General features: G+C 74.7%; 15 protein-coding genes. 12 read left to right on the forward strand and 3 right to left on the reverse strand.

The window, feature by feature from the left end:
• Positions 1–28 precede the first annotated feature (28 nt).
• The 5 genes from AB0J21_RS19095 to sucD all read left to right on the forward strand — a co-directional run bounded on the left by AB0J21_RS19095 (position 29) and on the right by sucD (position 7,525).
• Complete coding sequence (locus AB0J21_RS19095) at positions 29–1,192, forward strand: AAA family ATPase (protein ID WP_363147144.1); 1,164 nt, start codon at positions 29–31, stop codon at positions 1,190–1,192.
• Positions 1,189–3,771, forward strand: a complete 2,583-nt coding sequence (locus AB0J21_RS19100; protein WP_363147145.1) for a DUF5682 family protein — start codon at positions 1,189–1,191, stop codon at positions 3,769–3,771. The genes AB0J21_RS19095 and AB0J21_RS19100 overlap by 4 nt, the downstream gene beginning before the upstream one ends.
• A 49-nt stretch (positions 3,772–3,820) precedes the next feature.
• The gene (locus tag AB0J21_RS19105) at positions 3,821–5,089 is read left to right on the forward strand and encodes a VWA domain-containing protein (RefSeq protein WP_363147146.1); all 1,269 of its coding nucleotides are present in this window, start codon (positions 3,821–3,823) and stop codon (positions 5,087–5,089) included.
• Between the two features lie 356 nt (positions 5,090–5,445).
• On the forward strand, positions 5,446–6,621 hold the full coding sequence (sucC, locus tag AB0J21_RS19110; protein ID WP_363147148.1) for an ADP-forming succinate--CoA ligase subunit beta: 1,176 nt from the start codon (positions 5,446–5,448) through the stop codon (positions 6,619–6,621).
• Between the two features lie 19 nt (positions 6,622–6,640).
• Entirely contained in the window at positions 6,641–7,525 is an 885-nt protein-coding gene (gene sucD / locus AB0J21_RS19115; RefSeq protein WP_363147149.1) for a succinate--CoA ligase subunit alpha, read from the forward strand.
• A gap of 174 nt (positions 7,526–7,699) precedes the next feature.
• On the opposite strand, the gene AB0J21_RS19120 is transcribed toward sucD, so the two are convergent.
• Entirely contained in the window at positions 7,700–8,866 is a 1,167-nt protein-coding gene (locus tag AB0J21_RS19120; protein ID WP_363147150.1) for a helix-turn-helix domain-containing protein, read from the reverse strand.
• A 131-nt stretch (positions 8,867–8,997) separates the two neighbouring features.
• Here AB0J21_RS19120 and AB0J21_RS19125 point away from each other — a divergent pair, with 131 nt between their 5' ends.
• The gene (locus AB0J21_RS19125) at positions 8,998–10,836 is read left to right on the forward strand and encodes a DUF6350 family protein (protein ID WP_363147151.1); all 1,839 of its coding nucleotides are present in this window, start codon (positions 8,998–9,000) and stop codon (positions 10,834–10,836) included.
• A 39-nt stretch (positions 10,837–10,875) separates the two neighbouring features.
• Here the strand turns inward: AB0J21_RS19125 and AB0J21_RS19130 are convergent, their stop codons facing one another.
• A complete protein-coding gene (locus AB0J21_RS19130; protein WP_363147152.1) occupies positions 10,876–11,913 on the reverse strand; it encodes a hypothetical protein in 1,038 nt (345 codons plus the stop codon).
• A 667-nt stretch (positions 11,914–12,580) separates the two neighbouring features.
• Between AB0J21_RS19130 and purN the strand changes: the two genes are divergently transcribed.
• Positions 12,581–13,225 (forward strand): phosphoribosylglycinamide formyltransferase, encoded by a 645-nt coding sequence (purN, locus tag AB0J21_RS19135; RefSeq protein WP_363147153.1) that lies wholly within the window; start codon positions 12,581–12,583, stop codon positions 13,223–13,225.
• Positions 13,222–14,817 (forward strand): bifunctional phosphoribosylaminoimidazolecarboxamide formyltransferase/IMP cyclohydrolase, encoded by a 1,596-nt coding sequence (gene purH, locus AB0J21_RS19140; protein ID WP_363147154.1) that lies wholly within the window; start codon positions 13,222–13,224, stop codon positions 14,815–14,817. Before purN ends, purH begins: the two co-directional genes overlap by 4 nt.
• A gap of 131 nt (positions 14,818–14,948) precedes the next feature.
• On the opposite strand, the gene AB0J21_RS19145 is transcribed toward purH, so the two are convergent.
• Positions 14,949–15,554 (reverse strand): RDD family protein, encoded by a 606-nt coding sequence (locus AB0J21_RS19145; RefSeq protein ID WP_363147155.1) that lies wholly within the window; start codon positions 15,552–15,554, stop codon positions 14,949–14,951.
• Positions 15,555–15,792: 238 nt separating this feature from the next.
• Here AB0J21_RS19145 and AB0J21_RS19150 point away from each other — a divergent pair, with 238 nt between their 5' ends.
• From AB0J21_RS19150 to AB0J21_RS19165, 4 genes are all read left to right on the forward strand, one after another.
• Positions 15,793–16,659, forward strand: a complete 867-nt coding sequence (locus tag AB0J21_RS19150; RefSeq protein WP_363147156.1) for a bifunctional methylenetetrahydrofolate dehydrogenase/methenyltetrahydrofolate cyclohydrolase — start codon at positions 15,793–15,795, stop codon at positions 16,657–16,659.
• 44 nt (positions 16,660–16,703) lie between these two features.
• The gene (locus AB0J21_RS19155) at positions 16,704–17,348 is read left to right on the forward strand and encodes a DUF3017 domain-containing protein (RefSeq protein WP_363147157.1); all 645 of its coding nucleotides are present in this window, start codon (positions 16,704–16,706) and stop codon (positions 17,346–17,348) included.
• Between the two features lie 563 nt (positions 17,349–17,911).
• Complete coding sequence (locus AB0J21_RS19160; RefSeq protein ID WP_363147158.1) at positions 17,912–18,937, forward strand: DUF2690 domain-containing protein; 1,026 nt, start codon at positions 17,912–17,914, stop codon at positions 18,935–18,937.
• Positions 18,938–19,402: 465 nt separating this feature from the next.
• Entirely contained in the window at positions 19,403–20,392 is a 990-nt protein-coding gene (locus AB0J21_RS19165) for a malate dehydrogenase (RefSeq protein WP_363147159.1), read from the forward strand.
• Positions 20,393–20,585: the final 193 nt, after the last annotated feature.

Raw genomic sequence — 20,585 nt, forward strand, 5'->3', positions numbered from 1 at the left:
ACACATCCGAACCGGAGGGGGACCCACCATGACCATGCCCGCGCAGTCCGTCGGGAAGAGCGCCACGGAAAGCCCGGACGGCGGGGCCGCGAGCGGGGCCGCGGCGGCGGCCGAGGAGGCGCTGCGGCCGCACGCGGAGGACGCCTTCGCGCACGAACTCGCCGCGCTCGCCGCGCAGGACGACCGGCCCCGCCCGGCCCGCTGGCGGCTCTCGCCGTGGGCGGTCGCCACCTATCTGCTCGGCGGGACCCTGCCGGACGGCACGGTGATCACGCCGAAGTACGTCGGCCCGCGCCGTATCGTCGAGGTCGCCGTCACGACCCTCGCGACGGACCGGGCGCTGCTGCTCCTCGGCGTCCCCGGCACCGCCAAGACCTGGGTCTCCGAGCACCTCGCGGCTGCCGTCAGCGGTGACTCCACCCTCCTCGTGCAGGGCACGGCCGGCACCCCCGAGGAGGCCATCAGGTACGGCTGGAACTACGCGCAGCTGCTCGCCCACGGCCCCAGCAGGGACGCCCTCGTGCCGAGCCCCGTCATGCGGGCCATGGCCGAGGGGATGACCGCCCGCGTCGAGGAACTGACCCGCATCCCCGCCGACGTCCAGGACACCCTGATCACGATCCTGTCCGAGAAGACGCTCCCGATTCCCGAACTCGGCTCGGAGACGCAGGCCGTGCGCGGATTCAACCTCATCGCGACCGCCAACGACCGGGACCGGGGCGTCAACGACCTGTCGAGCGCGCTGCGCCGCCGCTTCAACACGGTCGTCCTGCCGCTGCCCGAGAGCGTCGAGGCCGAGGTCGACATCGTCTCCCGGCGCGTCGACCAGCTCGGGCGCTCCCTCGACCTGCCGTCCGCGCCCGCCGGGGCCGACGAGATCCGCCGGGTCGTCACCGTCTTCCGGGAACTGCGCGACGGGGTCACCGCCGACGGCCGGACGAAGCTCAAGTCGCCGAGCGGGACCCTCTCGACGGCCGAGGCCATCTCCATCGTGGCCGGCGGGCTCGCGCTCGCCGCGCACTTCGGCGACGGCCGGCTGCGCGCCGCGGACGTCGCCGCCGGCATCCTCGGCGCGGTGGTCCGCGACCCGGCAGCCGACCGCGTCGTGTGGCAGGAGTACCTGGAGGCCGTCGTGCGCGAGCGCGAGGGCTGGAAGGACTTCTACCGCGCCTGCCGCGAGGTGAGCGCGTGAGTGCCCGCCCGCTCCTGCTCGGGGTCCGCCACCACGGGCCCGGCTCCGCCCGCGCCGTGCGCGCCGCGCTCGACCGGGCCAGGCCCGCCGTCGTCCTCATCGAGGGACCGCCCGAGGCGGACGCCCTCACCGGCCTGGTCGCCGACCCCGGCATGCGCCCGCCGGTCGCCCTGCTCGCCCACGTCACCGACGACCCGGCCCGCTCCGCCTTCTGGCCCTTCGCCGAGTTCTCCCCGGAGTGGGCGGCGCTGCGCTGGGCCCACGAACACGCGGTGCCCGCCCGCTTCATCGACCTGCCCGCCGCCCACAGCCTCGCCCTGAGCGCGGCCGGCCCGGCCGGGGAGGGGGACGAAGGCCGGCACGGGGAGGAGGGGAAGGACGGGGACGAGGCGGACGCGGTCCGGGACGGGGGCCCGGCGCCCGAGGCCGTCCGGATCGACCCGCTCGCCGTCCTCGCCGAGGCCGCCGGCTACGACGACGCCGAACGCTGGTGGGAGGACGTCGTGGAACACCGGGGCGCGCGGGAGGGCGGGCGCGCCGCCGGGGGACGGGCTGCCGCCGGACCCTCCGAAGCGGTCGGCCACCCGGCCGTTCCGCTCGAAGCGGCCGACCCCTTCGGCCCGTTCGAGGCGATCGCCGAGGCGATGGGGGCGCTGCGCGAGACGTACGGGGACGGCGGGCACCCGCGCGACCTGCTGCGCGAGGCCCACATGCGGCTGCGGGTGAAGGCGGCCGAGAAGGAGTTCGGGGCCGGTGCCGTTGCCGTCGTGTGCGGGGCCTGGCACGTCCCCGCGCTCGCCGCGCGGACCACGCTCACCGCCGACCGCGCCCTGCTCAAGGGGCTGCCCAGGGCGAAGGTCGAGATGACCTGGGTGCCGTGGACGCACCGCAGGCTGTCCCGCTTCAGCGGTTACGGAGCGGGCATCGACTCGCCCGGCTGGTACGGCCACCTCCACGAGGCCCCGGACCGGCCCGTCGAGCGCTGGATGACCAAGGTCGCCGGACTGCTGCGCGACGAGGACCGCCTGGTGTCCTCCGCGCACGTCATCGAGGCCGTACGGCTCGCCGGGACACTCGCCGTCATGCGCGGCCGGCCGCTGCCCGGGCTCACCGAGGCCACCGACGCGGTCCGGGCCGTGATGTGCGAGGGCTCCGAAGTGCCGCTCGCCCTGATCCACGAACGGCTCGTCGTCGGCGAGGTCCTCGGCGAGGTCCCCGACTCCGCGCCCGCCGTCCCGCTGCAGCGCGACCTGGTCCGCCTCCAGCGCGGCCTGCGGCTCAAACCGGAAGCCCTCGAACGCGAACTCGAACTCGACCTGCGCAAGGACACCGACTCCGCGCGCAGCCGCCTCCTGCACCGGCTGCGGCTGCTCGGCGTCGACTGGGGCGAACCGGCCGCCTCGCGCGGCAGCACCGGCACCTTCCGGGAGACCTGGCGGCTGCGCTGGGAGCCGGAACTGTCCGTACGGGTCGCCGAGGCCGGGGTGTGGGGCACGACGGTGCACGGCGCCGCGAGCGCCAGGGCCGTCGCCGTGGCCACCGAGGCCCGCACGCTCGGCGAGGTCACCGCGCTCGCCGAACAGTGCCTGCCGGCCGGACTGTCCGAGGCGCTGCCCACCGTGATGCGTGCGCTCGCCGACCGCGCCGCCCTCGACACCGACGTCGGCCGGCTCGCGCAGGCGCTGCCCGCCCTGGTCCGCACCCTGCGCTACGGGGACGTGCGCGGCACCGACACCGCCGCGCTCGGCGAGGTCGCCACCGGGCTCGCCGAACGCGTCTTCGTCGGACTGCCCCCGGCCTGCGCGGCGCTCGACGCGGACGGCGCGGCGGCCGTACGCGCACACGTCGACGCGGTGCACTCCGCGATCTCCCTGCTCGCCGAGTCCGCACGGGCCGCGAACACGGAACAGGAGCGGTCGGCTCCCGAAGCCGCCCCGGCCCCCGACCGCGTCCCGGCCCCCGACCGCGTCCCGGCCCCCGGCACCGCCCCCGCCTTCCGTGCCCGTACCGCCGCGCTGCCCGGTCGCTGGCACGCCGTACTGCGCGTGCTGTCCGAACGGGACACCGTGGCCGGGGTGATCCGTGGGCGCTGCGCACGACTGCTGCTGGACGTGGGGGAGTTGAGCGACGAGGCGGCGGCCCGGCTCATGGGGCTCGCCCTGTCGCCCGGCACCGCGCCGGACGAGGCGGCCGCGTGGATCGACGGCTTCGTCGGCGGCGGCGCCACCGGCGGCGGGATGCTGCTGGTCCACGACGAACGGCTGCTCGGCCTGGTCGACGCCTGGCTCGGCTCCGTCTCCGCCGGTTCCTTCACCGACGTACTGCCGCTGCTGCGCCGCACCTTCTCCGCCTACGAGCCCGGAGTGCGCCGCAGCCTCGGGGAGCTGGTGCGACGCGGACCGGGCACGGCGGCGGGCGGCGGCGCGCCGGGGGGCGAGGCGCTGCCCGGCTTCGGGCCGGAGCCGGACCCGGAGCGGGCGGCGGCCGTCGTCCCCGTACTGCGGCTGCTCCTCGGCCATCCCGGGCCTCAGGACACCGGGGCGTCCCCGCCCGGGCGAGCGCGTGTGGAGGCCCGTTGACCGCCCCGCTCCCGCACCCCTCCGACCAGCCGACGACGGGAAGACGACGATGACCTCCACCCCCGAGACCTCCACCCCCGAGACCTCCGTGCCCACCGCGACGAACGCCTCCGCCCCGGACCCCACCCGCGCCCCGGAGTCCGGCGGCGATCGCGAGCGGCTGCGCCGGTGGCGGCTCGTGCTCGGCGGGGACGGCGGGGCCGACGGCACCGGTGCCGGACTCGTGGGCCGGGACGCGGCGATGGACAAGGCGCTCGCCGCGCTCTACGGGCAGCGCGGCGAGGGCGGCGGCGGCGGGCGCCAAGGAAGCGGCCGGCGCGGGGCGGGGCTCGGCGGTTCGGCGCCGGGGGTCGCGCGCTGGCTCGGCGACATCCGCACGTACTTCCCGAGCTCCGTCGTCCAGGTCATGCAGCGCGACGCGATCGACCGGCTCGGGCTGTCCGCGCTGCTGCTGGAGCCCGAGATGCTGGAGGCCGTCGAGGCCGACGTCCACCTCGTCGGCACCCTGCTCTCCCTCAACAAGGCGATGCCCGAGACGACGAAGGAGACCGCGCGGGCCGTCGTGCGCAAGGTCGTCGAGGACATCGAGAAACGGCTCGCCTCCCGCACCCGCTCGACGCTCACCGGCGCCCTCGACCGCAGCGCGCGCGTCAGCCGGCCCCGCCACCACGACATCGACTGGAACCGCACGATCGCGGCCAACCTGAAGAACTACCTGCCGGAGTACCGCACGATCGTGCCCGAGCGGCTCATCGGCTACGGGCGGGCCGCGCAGTCCGTGAAGAAGGACGTCGTGCTGTGCATCGACCAGTCGGGCTCGATGGCGGCGTCCGTCGTGTACGCCTCGGTGTTCGGCGCGGTCCTCGCCTCGATGCGCTCGCTCGCGACCCGGCTGGTCGTCTTCGACACGGCCGTCGTCGACCTCACCGACCAGCTCGACGACCCGGTGGACGTGCTCTTCGGCACCCAGCTCGGCGGCGGCACCGACATCAACCGGGCGCTCGCCTACTGCCAGTCGAAGATCACCCGGCCCGCCGAGACCGTCGTCGTCCTCATCAGCGACCTCTACGAGGGCGGCATCCGGGACGAGATGCTCAAGCGGGTCGCGGCCATGAAGGCGGCCGGGACGCAGTTCGTGGCGCTGCTCGCGCTGTCCGACGAGGGCGCCCCCGCCTACGACCGGGAGCACGCCGCGGCCCTCGCCGAACTGGGTGCCCCGGCCTTCGCGTGCACCCCGGACCTGTTCCCCGAGGTGATGGCCGCCGCGATAGAGAAGCGGCCCCTGCCGGTACCGGACACGGCACAGGGCGCGCGGTAGCGGGGGCGGCGCGGGACAGGGCGGACGGGCCCCGGGCCCCCGGGCCCCCTCGTACACCCGGACGACCCGTACGTCCGGGCGACCAGGAGGTATCGGGCCGAGTGGCACGGTCCGGGCACAGAGTGCCGAGGTGGACGGCACTCTGTGACAGGTATCACCGGCTGTCCCGCGTTCGCGATTTACGGAGCCCGCACAGACGGCGATAGCCTGGCGGACGGACATGCCGCGTACCCGGACACCGTGTGCGCTTTCCCCAGTGACAGAGCAGTCACGCTGCCCCTCGCGGCACGCCCACGCTGAAAAACAGACCGCAGAAACAGCAGAGCGGCGAGAAATCAGAGTAGGGACGGACGCGCGTGGACCTGTTCGAGTATCAGGCGAGGGACCTCTTCGCCAAGCACGGTGTACCGGTGCTGGCCGGTGAAGTCATCGACACGCCTGAGGCGGCCCGCGAGGCGACCGAGCGGCTGGGTGGCAAGGCTGTCGTCAAGGCGCAGGTCAAGGTCGGCGGCCGTGGCAAGGCCGGCGGCGTGAAGCTGGCCTCCGACCCGGCGGACGCGGTCGAGAAGGCCGGTCAGATCCTGGGCATGGACATCAAGGGCCACACGGTCCACAAGGTGATGCTGGCCCAGACCGCGGACATCGCGGAGGAGTACTACGTCTCCTTCCTGCTGGACCGCACCAACCGCACCTTCCTGGCCATGGCCTCGGTCGAGGGCGGCATGGAGATCGAGGAGGTGGCCGTCACCAAGCCGGAGGCGCTCGCCAAGATCGCCGTGGACGCCAACGAGGGCGTCACCCCGCAGAAGGCCCGCGAGATCGTCGACGCCGCGAACTTCCCGGCCGACGTCAAGGACGGCATCGCCGAGGCGCTCCAGAAGCTGTGGACCGTCTTCATCGAGGAGGACGCCCTCCTGGTCGAGGTCAACCCCCTGATCAAGTCCGGCGACGGCAAGATCATCGCCCTCGACGGCAAGGTCTCGCTCGACGAGAACGCCGACTTCCGCCAGCCCGAGCACGAGGCGCTGGAGGACAAGGCCGCGGCCAACCCGCTGGAGGCCGCCGCGAAGGCCAAGAACCTCAACTACGTCAAGCTCGACGGTGAGGTCGGCATCATCGGCAACGGCGCGGGTCTCGTCATGAGCACCCTCGACGTCGTCGCCTACGCCGGTGAGGCGCACGGCAACGTCAAGCCCGCCAACTTCCTCGACATCGGGGGCGGCGCCTCCGCCGAGGTCATGGCGAACGGCCTGGAGATCATCCTCGGCGACCCGGACGTCAAGTCCGTGTTCGTCAACGTCTTCGGCGGCATCACCGCGTGCGACGAGGTCGCCAACGGCATCGTCCAGGCGCTGGAGCTCCTCAAGTCGAAGGGCGAGAACGTCAGCAAGCCGCTGGTCGTCCGCCTCGACGGCAACAACGCGGAGCTGGGTCGCAAGATCCTGTCGGACGCCAACCACCCGCTGGTGCAGCGCGTGGACACCATGGACGGCGCGGCCGACAAGGCCGCCGAGCTCGCGGCTGCGAAGTAAGGGAACAGGTCACCACACCATGGCTATTTTCCTGACCAAGGAAAGCAAGGTCATCGTCCAGGGGATGACCGGCGCCACCGGCATGAAGCACACCAGGCTCATGCTGGCCGACGGCACCAACATCGTCGGCGGCGTCAACCCGCGCAAGGCCGGCACCTCCGTCGACTTCGACGGCACGTCCGTCCCGGTCTTCGGCACCGTCGCCGAGGCGATCAAGGAGACGGGCGCCGACGTGTCCGTCATCTTCGTCCCGCCGGCCTTCGCGAAGGCCGCCGTGGTCGAGGCGATCGACGCCGAGATCCCGCTCGCCGTCGTCATCACCGAGGGCATCGCGGTGCACGACTCCGCCGCCTTCTGGGCCTACGCCGGCAGCAAGGGCAACAAGACCCGGATCATCGGCCCGAACTGCCCCGGCCTGATCACCCCCGGCCAGTCCAACGCCGGCATCATCCCGGGCGACATCACCAAGCCCGGCCGCATCGGTCTCGTGTCCAAGTCCGGCACGCTGACCTACCAGATGATGTACGAGCTGCGCGACATCGGCTTCTCGTCCGCCGTCGGCATCGGTGGCGACCCGGTCATCGGCACCACGCACATCGACGCCCTGGCGGCCTTCGAGGCCGACCCGGAGACCGACCTCATCGTGATGATCGGTGAGATCGGCGGCGACGCCGAGGAGCGTGCGGCCGACTACATCAAGGCCAACGTGACCAAGCCGGTCGTCGGCTACGTCGCGGGCTTCACCGCCCCCGAGGGCAAGACCATGGGCCACGCCGGCGCCATCGTCTCCGGCTCCGCCGGTACCGCCCAGGCGAAGAAGGAGGCCCTGGAGGCCGCCGGAGTCAAGGTCGGCAAGACCCCGACCGAGACCGCGAAGCTGGCCCGCGCCATCCTCAACGGCTGAGTCCCACCGGCCCACCCGGCCGGCCCGCCGCCGTCCCTGACGGCCGGGCCGCCGTCCGGAGCCGCGCGTGAGGGCCCGTGCCCGGTCCGTACGACATCGCGTCGTACGGCCGGACGCGGGCCCTTCGTGCGTACGGGGGCGGGGCGGCGGGGGTCGTGTGCGTACGGCAGGGCCTCAGCGCGGCTCGGGGGCGAGTCGCTGCGGGCCGTCCGCCGTCCCGGACCGCAGCGCCTCGCGCAGCCGCGGTACGGAGGCGCCGGGCGGCCCCGCGGCGGGGTGGACCGCGGCCTCGCCGACGTATCCGGTGACCGGGGCACCCCGGTCGCTGAAGGCGTCGGGGGCGGTGAGCAGGCAGTAGCCGGTCGCGAGCGCGATCAGCCCGGTCAGGGCGAGCGAGGCGCCCGTGCGCCGCCGTGCGACGCTCTCGCCCACCGCGAGCGCACGCCCGGCGTCCGGCAGCGCGAGCCCGCCCGGCACCTCCCGCTCGCCGAGGAACTCCCGCAGCCGGCGCCCCAGTTCCTCGGGCGCCTCGACAAGTCCGGGGAGCCGCGCGGTGAGGGCCTCGCGCGCGTACGCCAGCCGGCTCGCGGTGGCCGGGGTGCTCGCCTCGGTCTCGGCGGCCGTCTCGGGCAGCCCGAGGCCCACCCCCTCGTGGAGCAGCAGGGTGCGGCGGTGCCTCGGCGCCAGCGTCAGCAACGCCTCGACGAACGCGCCGTCCCCGGCGTCGGCGGGCGGGACGAGGGGGCCGCGGGAGGCGGGCCGGAAACGGTTCCACGGCGACAGGGCGTACTCGTGCACCGCCGCCCGCACCCAGCCATCCGGGTCCGGGTCCACCGCGACCTCCGGCCAGCGCTCCCAGGCGAGCTGGAACCCGCGCAGCACCGCGTCCCGCGCCGTGACGGGGCGTCCGGTCAGCAGGTACGCCTGACGTTCGAGGGTGGCTGACGACGCGTCGTACAGGGCCGCGAAGGCCGCGACGGGATCGGGGGCGGGATCGGGCGCGGGGCGGACCGGGGTGGGACCCGGCGCGGGGCCGGGGCCGGAGCCCGCGTCGGCCCCGGCTTCCGGTGCGGCCTCAGGTGCGGCCTCCGGTGCGGCCTCGGGTTCGGCTTTCCGCCCGGCCTCCGCCTCCGCCGTCAGGGTGGCGAGGACCTCCGCGTAGGTCGCGCGCTCGCTGCCCCGGGGTTCGGTGCGGCCGTTCTCCCACGTGCGGAGGGTCTCGCGGCTGACGCCGAGGCGGACGGCGAGCTGGGCGCGGCTGAGGGAGTGGCGCTCCCGCAGCCTGCGCCGTTCCTTCGGCGGGGGGAGCGGGACGGCCGGGGCAGGGGTGCGGGACGTCATCGGCGCCCCTCCCCGCGAGGGCATGAGCGCTCACCCTTCTGTACGTTAAATCGCATAAGCGTATTTTGATCGACACCTCCGGTATTCGCTTGTTGCGCGAGGATTGTGTGCGTCATTGGGAGCATGGTCCCGTGACCCAGACGACCGAGCCCGGACCCTCGTCCGCCACCGCGTCCCCGCCGCCCGCCGGCCCCCTCGCCCGCGCCCGGGAGCGGGCTCCCGCCCTCGTCGCCTCGCTGTTCGGCGGGGCGGTCGCCGCCGGTCTCGGGCTGGGCGGCGCCGCCGTCCTCGTGATCGGGCTGTGGATCAGTTCGCCGTTCCCCGACAGCGGCCCCGGCGGGGCGCTCCGGTTCGCCGCCGCCCTGTGGTTCCTCGCCCACGGAACCGAGCTGACCAGGCAGAACGGGCTGACCGGGGCGTCGGCCCCACTCGGCCTCGTCCCGCTGCTGCTCACCGTGGCGCCGCTGTGGCTGCTGCACCGCGCGGCCCGTGAGGCGGCCGAGCCACCCCCCGACCCGCCGATGTGGGCCCCCGTGAGCCGCCCGCAGGGCAGGGGCGTCGCCGTCGCCGGGGTGCTCACCGGCTACCTCGCGACGGCGGGCGCCGCGTTTCTGTACGCGCTCGGCGGCGACCCCGCGCCCGTACCGCTGAGCGCCCTGGTCCACGTGTCCCTGTTCGCGGCCCTCGCGGTCGCGTCCGGTGTGTCGGCGGCGCACGGATGGGCCGACCCGCTCGCGCGGTACGCGAAGGGCGCGGGCGCCCGCGCGTGGGCGCGCCCCGAGGTGCTGCGCGCCGTGTACCGCGCGGCGGGCACCGGGGTCCTCGTTCTCCTCGGGGCCGGGGCGCTGCTCGTGGCGGTCGTGCTCGTCTCGGACGGCGCCGCGACCCGCGCCTCCTTCGAGGGGCTCACCGACGTGTGGTCAGGTCTCTTCGCGGTCCTGCTGCTCGCCGTCTGCCTCGTGCCGAACGCCGCGGTGTGGGCCGCGGCCTACTGTCTCGGCCCCGGTTTCCTGCTCGGCTCCGGGCACGTCGTGGCCCCCGGAGCCTCCGACCCGCTGCCCGGCCTGCCGCCGTTCCCGCTGCTCGCGGGGGTGCCGGAAGCGGGCGGCGGTACGCCGCTGAGCTGGGCCGTGTTCGGTTTCCCCGTCCTCGCCGGACTCGCCGTCGCCCGGGTGAGCGGGCGCGCGGCCACCGCCGGGGCGCGGACGGTGTGGACGGCGGGCGCGACGGCGTACGCGGCGGCCGCCGCCGCCCTCCTGTGCGGACTGGGCCTCGCCGTGCTCTCCTCGCTCGCGGGCGGCCCGCTGGGCACGGGCGCGCTCGCCGAGTTCGGGCCCGTCGGCTGGCGGGTCGGCGCGGCCGCCTTCGGCTGGACGGCGCTGCTCGGCGTACCCGGGGCGCTGGGCGTACGGGCCTGGGGGCTGCGCGGCAAGGAGGCGTTCCTCCTCCGGCCGGGCCACGGGAAGCCCGGGGCCTCCTCCACGTTCACGGCGCGGCCGGACGCGCAGGCGCGCGTCCGCGAGGCGCTGGAGGGCCGTTGGTGGCTGCCCCGCCGCGAGCGCGACACGGCGGTGGCCCCGGACGCCTCGGACGCCTCGGGCCAGGGACCGGGGAGCGCCACGGACACGGACACGGAACCGGACACCGCCCGGCCCGGCGCCCCCGCCCATGGCCGTAGTACGGACGCGGGGACGGACGCGGAAGCGAGCGCGGGTGAGCGGACGGACGGGGGCGGCGCTCCGGACCCGGACACCGGTTACCCGGTCTTCGACCCGTACGAGTTCACGGCGCCCGGCGCCGTCCTCCCGCCTGTCGCGCCCGTACCCGCCGAACCGGCCGCCGTGAGCAAGGCCGAGGACGGCACCGCCGAGGACGGTCCGGCCGGGAACACGGGGGAGGCGAAGGGCGGGACGGACGGGACCACCGGGGGCGGCGACGGGCCGGGGCGGCACGGCCGGGACCCCGTGTGACACGGGTGCGGGCCGCCCGCCGGGGCGCCGCGCGGTCCGCTACTCGCCCAGCAGCGGCCGCAGTTCCTCGGGGAGATGGCGGTCGCAGGACTGCTTCGACTCGTTGGTCAGCGCGTCGTCGACGCACGTGAAGTAGTCGCGGTACACGAGCTGGCCGACGAAGACCAGGACCACGGCCGCCAGGGTCAGCGAGGACGTGACGATGCCGCCCACCGCCGAGGGGACCTGCGGACGCGTACGCTGCGGGGCCCCTTGCGGGACCGCTCCGGGCGGCGCCGTCGCCGGGCGGAAGGCCGTGGCCGTGGCCCGGCCCCCGGACGGCGAGTCGGCGGAACCGCGCGCCGCCCTGGCCGCCTCCTCCGGGTTGCCGCCGCCCGCCGCCGCGCGCAGCGCCGCCTCGGTCTCCTCCGGGGTGCGGGCCGTGCCGCGCAGCGCGGCGATGCCCCAGTACAGTCCGAGCGCGCCGAGCAGCAGCGCGAGATACGTCCAGCCGAGCAGGACCCCGGAGAACAGGCCCCAGATGCCGGCCATCAGCGCGTACCGCGCGCGCCGCTGCACCGGGTCGGTCGGGTCCCAGCGCGGGCCGAACTGGCGCCGGGGCGGACCGCCCTGAGGGTTCTGCGGGCCCTCGGGGCCGCGCCCCGGACGGTCACCGAAACCGCCGCCCTGCGAGGGGCCGGGCTGGTTGCCGCTCCACTGCCCGCCCCACGGCTGGTAGCCGCCGCCCTCGCCGCCCTCTCCGCCCTGCGGGCGGCGGGGCTGCCAGGGCTGGTCCGGCCGGTCCTCGGGCGGCGGCGCGAAGGGGTTGTCCTCCTGCGAGCCCTCGCGCCCGGAGGCCCCGCCGCCCCCGCTCTTGCCGCTCTTGTCGCTCGTCCCGGCGTCCCCGCCGCTCCCGTCCTCGTTACCGCCGCGCAGGGCGGGGCCCGGGAACGCGAAGGACAAGGGAGAGAAGGACAAGGCGGAGACCGCGACCGTGGACACGGGCACGGCGGTGGGGAGGGTGCCGAGCGGCCCCCCGGCGACGGCCCCGGCGGGCTGCGGGAGACGGAGGGTCGGGCGGGAGGGTCGGTCCGGCATCAGGAGTGCGTCTTCCCCTAGGTGAGAGGCCGTGCGCGGGCGGGGCCGGACGGCTGGACGAGTCGGCTTGCGGACGGCGGTACGGGACGGGCGGCGGGCGGACTTGGGACGGCGGGAGCCGGTCGCGCGGTCTGTCGGACAGTCCGTCCTGCGGCTCCCCCCTCGCCCCGGCACAGGGGCGGGCACCCTTGACGCTACCTGCCGGGCCCGCACCCGTCTGTGCGGGGCGGCCCCCAATTCCGGCCCCGCCCGGAGTGGCGGACGCCCCCGCCCCGGAGCCCCGCCGATCAAGCCGCCGGAGGGGCCCGGCACAGGTGCCGGTATCGTTGCTGACGGTCGGCGGCTTCGTAGAGTTCCCCGTATGGCGAGGCGTGCAGCCTTCGTGTGATCCACCAAAGATCCACCAGAGGTGTGCGGCGCGCGGCGGCGAACGCGACAGGCCCCTGGCCGCCCGGTCGCGACGCACGGGCCGGGCACACGGGCCGTGCACGGGCTGTACGGCGCCGGCCGGACCGCAGGAGCCGCCCCGACCCCACCCGCAGAACGCACGCCAGCCGCAGCAACCGCACCCCAGCCGCCGCAACCGCACGCCAGCCGCAGCACGCCCGTCGTACGGGACCGCCCACGGGCGGGACCTGCGGCGCGCCACCCGAGAAAGGGCCCCCGCGTGGCCACCGCACCGCCCCCCGCCGTCCGCCGTCTCGTCGTCCTGGTCTCCGGTTCCGGCACCAACCTCCAGGCCCTGCTGGACACGATCGAGGCCCAGGGCCCGGAGGCGTACGGGGCCGAGGTCGTCGCCGTGGGCGCCGACCGGGAGGGCATCGCCGGCCTGGAGCGGGCCCGCGCGGCCGGGCTGCCGACCTTCGTGTGCCGGGTCGCCGACCACGCGAGCCGCGCCGACTGGGACCGCGCGCTCACCGAGGCGACCGCCGTGCACTCCCCGGACCTCGTGGTCTCGGCGGGCTTCATGAAGATCGTCGGCAAGGAGTTCCTGGCCCGCTTCGGCGGCCGGGTCGTCAACACCCATCCCGCGCTGCTGCCCAGCTTCCCCGGCGCCCACGGGGTGCGGGACGCCCTCGCCTACGGCGCGAAGGTCACCGGCTGCACCGTCCACTTCGTCGACGACGGCGTCGACACCGGCCCGATCATCGCCCAGGGCGTGGTCGAGGTCGTGGAAGAGGACTCCCCGGAGGGCGAGGCGGCCCTCCACGCACGTATCAAGGACGTCGAGCGAAGGCTGCTCGTCGAGGTCGTGGGGCGTCTGGCCCGCCACGGCTACCGCATTGAGGGACGAAAGGTTCTGGTTCCGTGACTACCGAGTCCACGACCACCGACACCGGCGACAGCTCCGCCACCACCCGGCGCCCGCTGCGCCGCGCGCTCGTCAGCGTCTACGACAAGACCGGACTGGAGGACCTGGCGCGAGGGCTGCACGAGGCGGGCGTCCAGCTCGTCTCCACCGGTTCGACGGCCGGGCGGATCGCCGCCGCCGGGGTGCCGGTGACCAAGGTCGAGGAGCTGACCGGCTTCCCCGAGTGCCTCGACGGCCGGGTCAAGACCCTGCACCCCAAGGTCCACGCGGGCATCCTCGCCGACCTGCGCCTGGAGGACCACCGCTCGCAGCTCGCCGAGTTGGGCGTCGAGCCCTTCGACCTGGTCGTCGTCAACCTGTACCCGTTCAAGGAGACCGTCGCCTCCGGGGCCACCCCCGACGAGTGCGTCGAGCAGATCGACATCGGCGGGCCCTCGATGGTGCGCGCCGCCGCCAAGAACCACCCGTCGGTCGCCGTCGTCACGAGCCCCGAGCGGTACGCCGACGTGCTCGCCGCCGCGCAGCACGGCGGCTTCGACCTGCGCACCCGCAAGCGGCTCGCGGCCGAGGCCTTCCAGCACACCGCCGCGTACGACGTCGCCGTCGCCTCGTGGTTCGCGGACGGCTACGCGGCCGCCGACGACAGCGGCTTCCCCGACTTCACCGGCGCCACCTACACGCGCCAGAACGTCCTGCGCTACGGCGAGAACCCGCACCAGGGCGCCGCGCTCTACGTCGACGGCACCGGCGGGCTGGCCCAGGCCGAGCAGCTGCACGGCAAGGAGATGTCGTACAACAACTACACCGACACGGACGCCGCGCGCCGTGCCGCGTACGACCACGACGAGCCCTGCGTCGCGATCATCAAGCACGCCAACCCCTGCGGCATCGCGATCGGCGCGGACGTCGCCGAGGCGCACCGCAAGGCGCACGCCTGCGACCCGCTGTCCGCGTACGGCGGGGTCATCGCCGTGAACCGCCCCGTCTCCAAGGAGATGGCGGAGCAGGTCGCGGAGATCTTCACCGAGGTCATCGTCGCGCCCGGCTACGAGGAGGGCGCCGTCGAGGCGCTGTCCCGGAAGAAGAACCTGCGCATCCTGCGGGCCGAGGGCGCCCCGGCGAACGCGACCGAGACCAAGCAGATCGACGGCGGCGCGCTCGTCCAGGTCACCGACCGGCTCCAGGCCGAGGGCGACGACCCGGCCAACTGGACGCTCGCGGCGGGCGAGCCGCTCGACGAGGCCGGACTGCGTGAACTGGCCTTCGCCTGGAAGGCGTCGAGGGCCGTCAAGTCCAACGCGATCCTGCTCGCCAAGGACGGCGCCTCGGTCGGTGTCGGCATGGGCCAGGTCAACCGCGTCGACTCCGCGAAGCTCGCCGTCGAGCGCGCCGGGGCCGAGCGCGCGCAGGGCTCCTTCGCCGCCTCGGACGCGTTCTTCCCGTTCCCCGACGGCCTGGAGATCCTGCTCGCCGCCGGCGTCAGGGCCGTGGCCCAGCCCGGCGGTTCGGTCCGCGACGAACTCGTCGTGGAGGCCGCGAAGAAGGCCGGGGTCACGATGTACTTCACCGGGACGCGGCACTTCTTCCACTGAGGTACGACCGAGCACGACTGAGTACGACCGAGTACGACCGGGCCCCACTGAGGGGCCCGGGGGACGCGTAAGGGCCGTGGGCGGACCGGAGTCCGGCCGCCCACGGCCCCCGGTCCCTCACCGGCCGGCGGTCACCGGGCGCGGATCACCAGCGTCGAGCAGACCTTGTCGGCGAAGGTCTGCTTCTTGGAGTCCCACAGCGGCCACAGCCAGCCCAGGTAGCAGGCGATGCTGTCGAGGAAGTGCGCGAGCCTGCGGACGAAGGCCATGCCCACGCCGATCGGCTGTCCCGTGTTCTCCGACACCAGTTTGATGCCGAGGGTGCGCTTGCCGATCGTCTGGCCCCTGCGGCCTTCGAGGATCAGCTGGTAGATCGCCAACGCGATGAAGAGCACGCCGCCGACGACCGCGAGGGCCGGGATGTCGTTCGCCGCACCGATGCCGATGAACGCGTACGGCACCACCAAGGTCAGTCCGTCCACGAGGGTGGCCAGGAAACGCAGGCCCCAGTGGGCGAAGGGGGGAGCCTCGCCGTAACCGGGGCCGCCCGGGTAGGGGCCGCCGTAGGGCTGCACGGGCGGGGCCTGGGGATAGCCCTGCTGCGGCACGCCCTGCGGGGCCTGCTGGGGATACCCGTAACCGGGGTCCTGCGGGGCGCCGTAACCGGGCTGCTGGCCACCGGGCTGACCGCCCTGCGGGGGCGGTCCGTAGGGGTTGTTGGGGTCGCCGAAACTCATGGCGAGGTTTCCTCCGTTGCTGAGCGGGGACGACGCGGCCGCGCACGGAGGCGGCGCGCACGCGTTCCCCCCGTTCACTGCCTGCGGCGCAGTAGCGCCCATGGTTCTCAGGGCTGACGGGGTTTGTCCAGATGTAACGGTGGGGTGTTGCCCAAGCGCAACACCGTGCGGACGCCGCGACGACGTACGGGGCGACCCGGATTGGGACCCGGCGGGCGCCATCGGTGAAGATGGAACCATGACTGCCCAGATTCTCGACGGCAAGGCGACTGCCGCATCGATCAAGTCCGCGCTGGCCGCCCGGGTGGCGGACCTCCGAGCCAAGGGCGTCACGCCCGGCCTCGGCACCCTGCTGGTCGGCGACGATCCCGGCAGCCAGAAGTACGTGGCCGGAAAGCACCGGGACTGCGCTCAGGTCGGCATCGCCTCGATCCAGCGCGAACTGCCCGCCACCGCGACCCAGGACGAGATCGAGGACGTCGTCCGCGAGTTCAACGCGGACCCCGACTGCACCGGTTACATCGTCCAACTGCCGCTGCCCAAGGGCATCGACGAGAACCGCGTCCTCGAACTCATGGACCCGGACAAGGACGCGGACGGGCTGCACCCGATGAACCTCGGCCGGCTCGTGCTCAACGAGCCCGCCCCGCTGCCCTGCACCCCGTACGGCATCGTGCGGCTGCTGCGCGAGCACGGCGTGGAGATCAACGGCGCCGAGGTCGTCGTCGTCGGCCGGGGCGTCACCATCGGCCGTCCGATGCCGCTGCTGCTGACCCGCCGCTCCGAGAACGCGACGGTCACCCAGTGCCACACCGGCACCCGCGACCTCGCCGCGCACCTGCGCCGCGCCGACATCATCGTCGCCGCCGCCGGGGTGCCGCACCTCGTCAAGCCGGAGGACGTCAAGCCGGGGGCGGCCGTCCTCGACGTCGGCGTCTCCCGCGACGAGAACGGGAAGATCGTCGGCGACGTGCACCCCGGCGTCGCCGAGATCGCCGGCTGGCTCTCGCCCAACCCGGGCGGGGTGGGCCCCATGACCCGCGCCCAGCTCCTCGTCAACGTCGTGGAGGCCGCCGAACGCGCCGCCGCCTCCGACGAGAGCTGATCAGCGAACCGGAGAGGTCGGCGAAGCGGAAAGGCACGCATCCCGTGGCCGGAGAACCGAACGAGAGCGGCAGTCCCGGGCCCGCCCCGGGCCCGGGGGACCCGGAGGGACCGGAGAGAGCACGGCCGCCGGAGCCCGCCGGTGAGCCCGCGAGTGAGCCCGCCGGTGCGGGCGCCACGCGCGTGGCGGAGGGGGCCGGGGCGGAGGAGGACCGTGCCGCCGAGCCCTCCGGGGCGCCGCACGGCGAGGGGCCGACGGTCACCGAGGTGGTCAGCGCCCCGGGCCCGGACGGGGAGCCGATGCGGGCCACCCGGGAGGTCGGCGGGTTCACGCGGGACACCGCGCGGCCCGAGGGCGGGGGCCGCGCCGCGCCCGCCGACGCGCCCGCCCCGGCCCGCCAGTGGCCGATCATCGCCGTGCTCGCGACGACCGGCGCCGGACTGCTGCTCACCGGCTTCGGGGTGTTCCGCGTCGGCACGCTGCTCGTCGGCCTCGCGCTGCTGCTCGGCGCCGCCCTGCGCTGGTGCCTGCCCTCGGTCGGCATGCTCGCCGTCCGCTCCCGCTTCACCGACATGGTGACGTACGGGGGGCTGGGGCTGGTCATCGTGCTGCTCGCGCTCATGGTGCAGCCCAAGCCCTGGCTCGTGATCCCGTTCCTCGACGAGGTACTGCACTTCACCATCGACTGAGCGGACGGCCGGGTTGTCGTCGGCCGGGCCGTCGAGGCGAGCGCGTGCCCGCTGCCCGTCCCCACCCCCGTGGAGGGACGGGCAGCGGCGCGCCGGGGCCGGGCGGGCCCCGTGACGGACCGGCGGATTCCGGCCCGGCACCAGAGTCATGGACGCGCCAATCCCCGACAAGGCAGGCCGGTCGGCTGTGGCACGGAGGTGACCATTCCGGCAAGGTGTACCGGCCGTGTGGCGGCTCCCGGGCGAAGGGGGCCGCCTCTCGCGCACCGTGTGCACGGTCCGGCCTCAACTCTGCTCGGAACCTTTCGTTCCGCGTCGTCTTCCATGGGCTTCGCGGAGTTTTCTGACGGTGTCCGGCCGGTCGGTGACGGACTGGACCGGTCGGCTGCGGGCGTGCGACGGTGCACCCCGAGGGGCCCGACTGCTCCTGTGCGCCCCGTGGCACGGAACTGTCCCGCGCCGAGGGCGCATCCCCGGGGGCGGTCCGGGACAGGGCCCCGGGGGACGGCCCGGGAGCCGGGCCGGGGGACAGCGTGAGCACACGGGGGACGAAGGGGGAGGCAATGCCTCGTTGGAAGGCCCTGCCGGACGGGCTCGACCCGCAGATACGCGAGTTCACGAGCCAGTTGCGCCGGCTCGTCGACCGCAGCGGGCTGGGCGTCGCGGCGGTGGCGGATCACACGGGCTACAGCAGGACGTCCTGGGAGCGGTATCTGAACGGGCGGCTGCTCGCCCCCCAGGGCGCGATCGTGGCGCTCGCCGAGGTGACGGGGGCCAACCCCGAGCACCTCACGACGATGTGGGAGCTGGCGGAACGGGCGTGGAGCCGTTCGGAACTGCGGCACGACATGACCATGGAGGCCATCCGGATCTCCCAGGCCCGGGCGGCGCTCGGGGAACCCGGCCCCGCCGTGGCCGGTACCGGCGCCCCCTCGTACGCGGACGGGGGCGTGGCGGTGGACGTCGCCGCCGGCCGGCCCGCCGGCCCGGCACCGCACCCGGACGGGGCCCGTCCGGGGGAGCGCGGCGAGGGACCGGCCGAACCGGTGGGCGCCGTACCGCCGGAGAGCGGGGGGCCGGACGCCCGGCGGCGGCGCGGGCGGCGGCTCACGATGTTCTTCGCGGGCCTCGCCGGGGTGCTGGTCCTCGTCGCGGCGGTGCTGTCGCTGACCGGGTCCGGGTCCGGCGGCGACCAGCCCGCGAGCGCGAAGGAGCCCGCCGCGAGCGCGCGGGAGGCGAGCCCCCGGAACCTGCCCGCGGGCGTCGAGTGCACCGGCCGGGCGTGCGAGGGGCGGGACCCCGAGCGCATGGGGTGCAGCGGCGGACAGGTCCGCACCACCGCGCGGGCGACCGTCGGCGACCGCCTCGTCGAGGTGCGGTACAGCGAGGTCTGCCGCGCCGCCTGGGCGCGCATCACCCGGGCCGGGCCCGGGGACCGGATCACCGTGTCCGCCGGCGGCTCGACGCGGGCGGCCGCGGTCGAGGACGACGCGGAGGCGTACACGCCGATGGTCGCCGTACCGGAGGCGGACGGGGCGCGCGCGTGCGCGAAGGTGAGCGGCGGCGCGAAGGGCTGCACGAAGGGGTGACAAGGGGGAGGGTGACAAGGGTGGGCGGCGGTCCGGCGCGGAGGCGCGCCGGTGAGCGCCAGGTGGTCGCCCCCGTCCTCCCCGGCCGGACGTCGCCCCGCACGCGCGGCGCTGCGTCAGTCGGCCGCCGCTCGGCCGCCCCGCGAAATCAGGGCGATTGAGCCGCCCGTCCCGGGGCAGACGCACTGTCAACCCCCACGGGAGCGGCACACCCTCCCTGCGACGGCCGTCACACCTTCGGGTGGGGCGGCCGTCGCCGTGGTGGACGTCCCCGCCCTCCCGCCCGTGGCCGGAGGGGCGCTGTGTGCCGGGCCACACCCGCCCAAGGGTGCGGGGAAGCGGGGGCGCGATAGCCTGACCGGTGGATCTCTCTTGACGCCAAGAGATCGATCATCGGGCGTCGGGTACCAGATCCAGCACCCAGGGGCAGGGAACCCCACCGCCAGCTGTCTTACGGAGATCGCCATGACCCGCACCCCCGTGAATGTCACCGTCACCGGCGCGGCCGGCCAGATCGGTTACGCGCTGCTCTTCCGCATCGCCTCCGGTCACCTGCTCGGCCCCGACGTTCCGGTCAACCTCCGGCTCCTGGAGATCACCCCCGCGCTGAAGGCCGCCGAGGGCACCGCCATGGAGCTGGACGACTGTGCCTTCCCGCTGCTCAAGGGCATCGAGATCACGGACGACCCGAACGTCGCCTTCGACGGCGCCAACGTCGCGCTGCTGGTCGGCGCCCGCCCCCGCACCAAGGGCATGGAGCGCGGTGACCTCCTGGAGGCCAACGGCGGCATCTTCAAGCCGCAGGGCAAGGCCATCAACGACCACGCCGCCGACGACATCAAGGTCCTGGTGGTCGGCAACCCGGCCAACACCAACGCCCTGATCGCCCAGGCCGCCGCCCCGGACGTACCGGCCGAGCGTTTCACCGCGATGACCCGCCTGGACCACAACCGCGCGCTGACCCAGCTCGCGAAGAAGGCCGGCGTCGGCGTCTCCGACATCAAGAAGCTCACGATCTGGGGCAACCACTCGGCGACCCAGTACCCCGACATCTTCCACGCGGAGATCGCCGGCAAGAACGCCGCCGAGGTCGTCAACGACGAGAAGTGGCTGGCCGAGGAGTTCATCCCGACCGTCGCCAAGCGCGGCGCGGCCATCATCGAGGCCCGCGGCGCCTCCTCCGCGGCCTCCGCCGCCAACGCCGCGATCGACCACGTGCACACCTGGGTCAACGGCACCGAGGACGGCAACTGGGCCTCCATGGGCATCCCGTCCGACGGCTCCTACGGCGTGCCCGAGGGCCTCATCTCCTCCTTCCCGGTCACCGTGAAGGACGGCGTGTACTCCATCGTCCAGGGCCTGGAGATCAACGACTTCTCCCGCTCGCGCATCGACGCCTCCGTCAAGGAGCTGGGCGAGGAGCGCGACGCGGTGCGCTCCCTCGGCCTGATCTGAGCCGCACCGGGACCGGTGGCCGGGGGCTGACCCGGAAGAGTGCCGGCTGATCCGAGGAGTGCCGAACTCGCCCCCTACAGGGGTGAGTTCGGCACTCTTTTTTGAGTGGGGCACGGGGATCACCCTGGCGTACAGTGTTGCCTCCGTCACACAGCCGGTGACGTTCCCCGACGCTCGTTCCAGGAGGCCCGTG

It is taken from the genome of Streptomyces sp. NPDC049954 (assembly GCF_040656295.1).
Classification (GTDB): Bacteria; Actinomycetota; Actinomycetes; order Streptomycetales; family Streptomycetaceae; genus Streptomyces.

Excerpts from the sequence above, each read along its gene's own strand:
- AB0J21_RS19095 (WP_363147144.1), top strand. The coding sequence starts at position 29 with ATGACCATGCCCGCGCAGTCCGTCGGGAAGAGCGCCACGGAAAGCCCG.
- AB0J21_RS19105 (WP_363147146.1), top strand. The coding sequence starts at position 3,821 with ATGACCTCCACCCCCGAGACCTCCACCCCCGAGACCTCCGTGCCCACC.
- sucD (WP_363147149.1), top strand. The coding sequence starts at position 6,641 with ATGGCTATTTTCCTGACCAAGGAAAGCAAGGTCATCGTCCAGGGGATG.
- AB0J21_RS19120 (WP_363147150.1), bottom strand. The coding sequence starts at position 8,866 with ATGACGTCCCGCACCCCTGCCCCGGCCGTCCCGCTCCCCCCGCCGAAG.
- AB0J21_RS19130 (WP_363147152.1), bottom strand. The coding sequence starts at position 11,913 with ATGCCGGACCGACCCTCCCGCCCGACCCTCCGTCTCCCGCAGCCCGCC.
- AB0J21_RS19145 (WP_363147155.1), bottom strand. The coding sequence starts at position 15,554 with ATGAGTTTCGGCGACCCCAACAACCCCTACGGACCGCCCCCGCAGGGC.
- AB0J21_RS19150 (WP_363147156.1), top strand. The coding sequence starts at position 15,793 with ATGACTGCCCAGATTCTCGACGGCAAGGCGACTGCCGCATCGATCAAG.
- AB0J21_RS19160 (WP_363147158.1), top strand. The coding sequence starts at position 17,912 with ATGCCTCGTTGGAAGGCCCTGCCGGACGGGCTCGACCCGCAGATACGC.
- AB0J21_RS19165 (WP_363147159.1), top strand. The coding sequence starts at position 19,403 with ATGACCCGCACCCCCGTGAATGTCACCGTCACCGGCGCGGCCGGCCAG.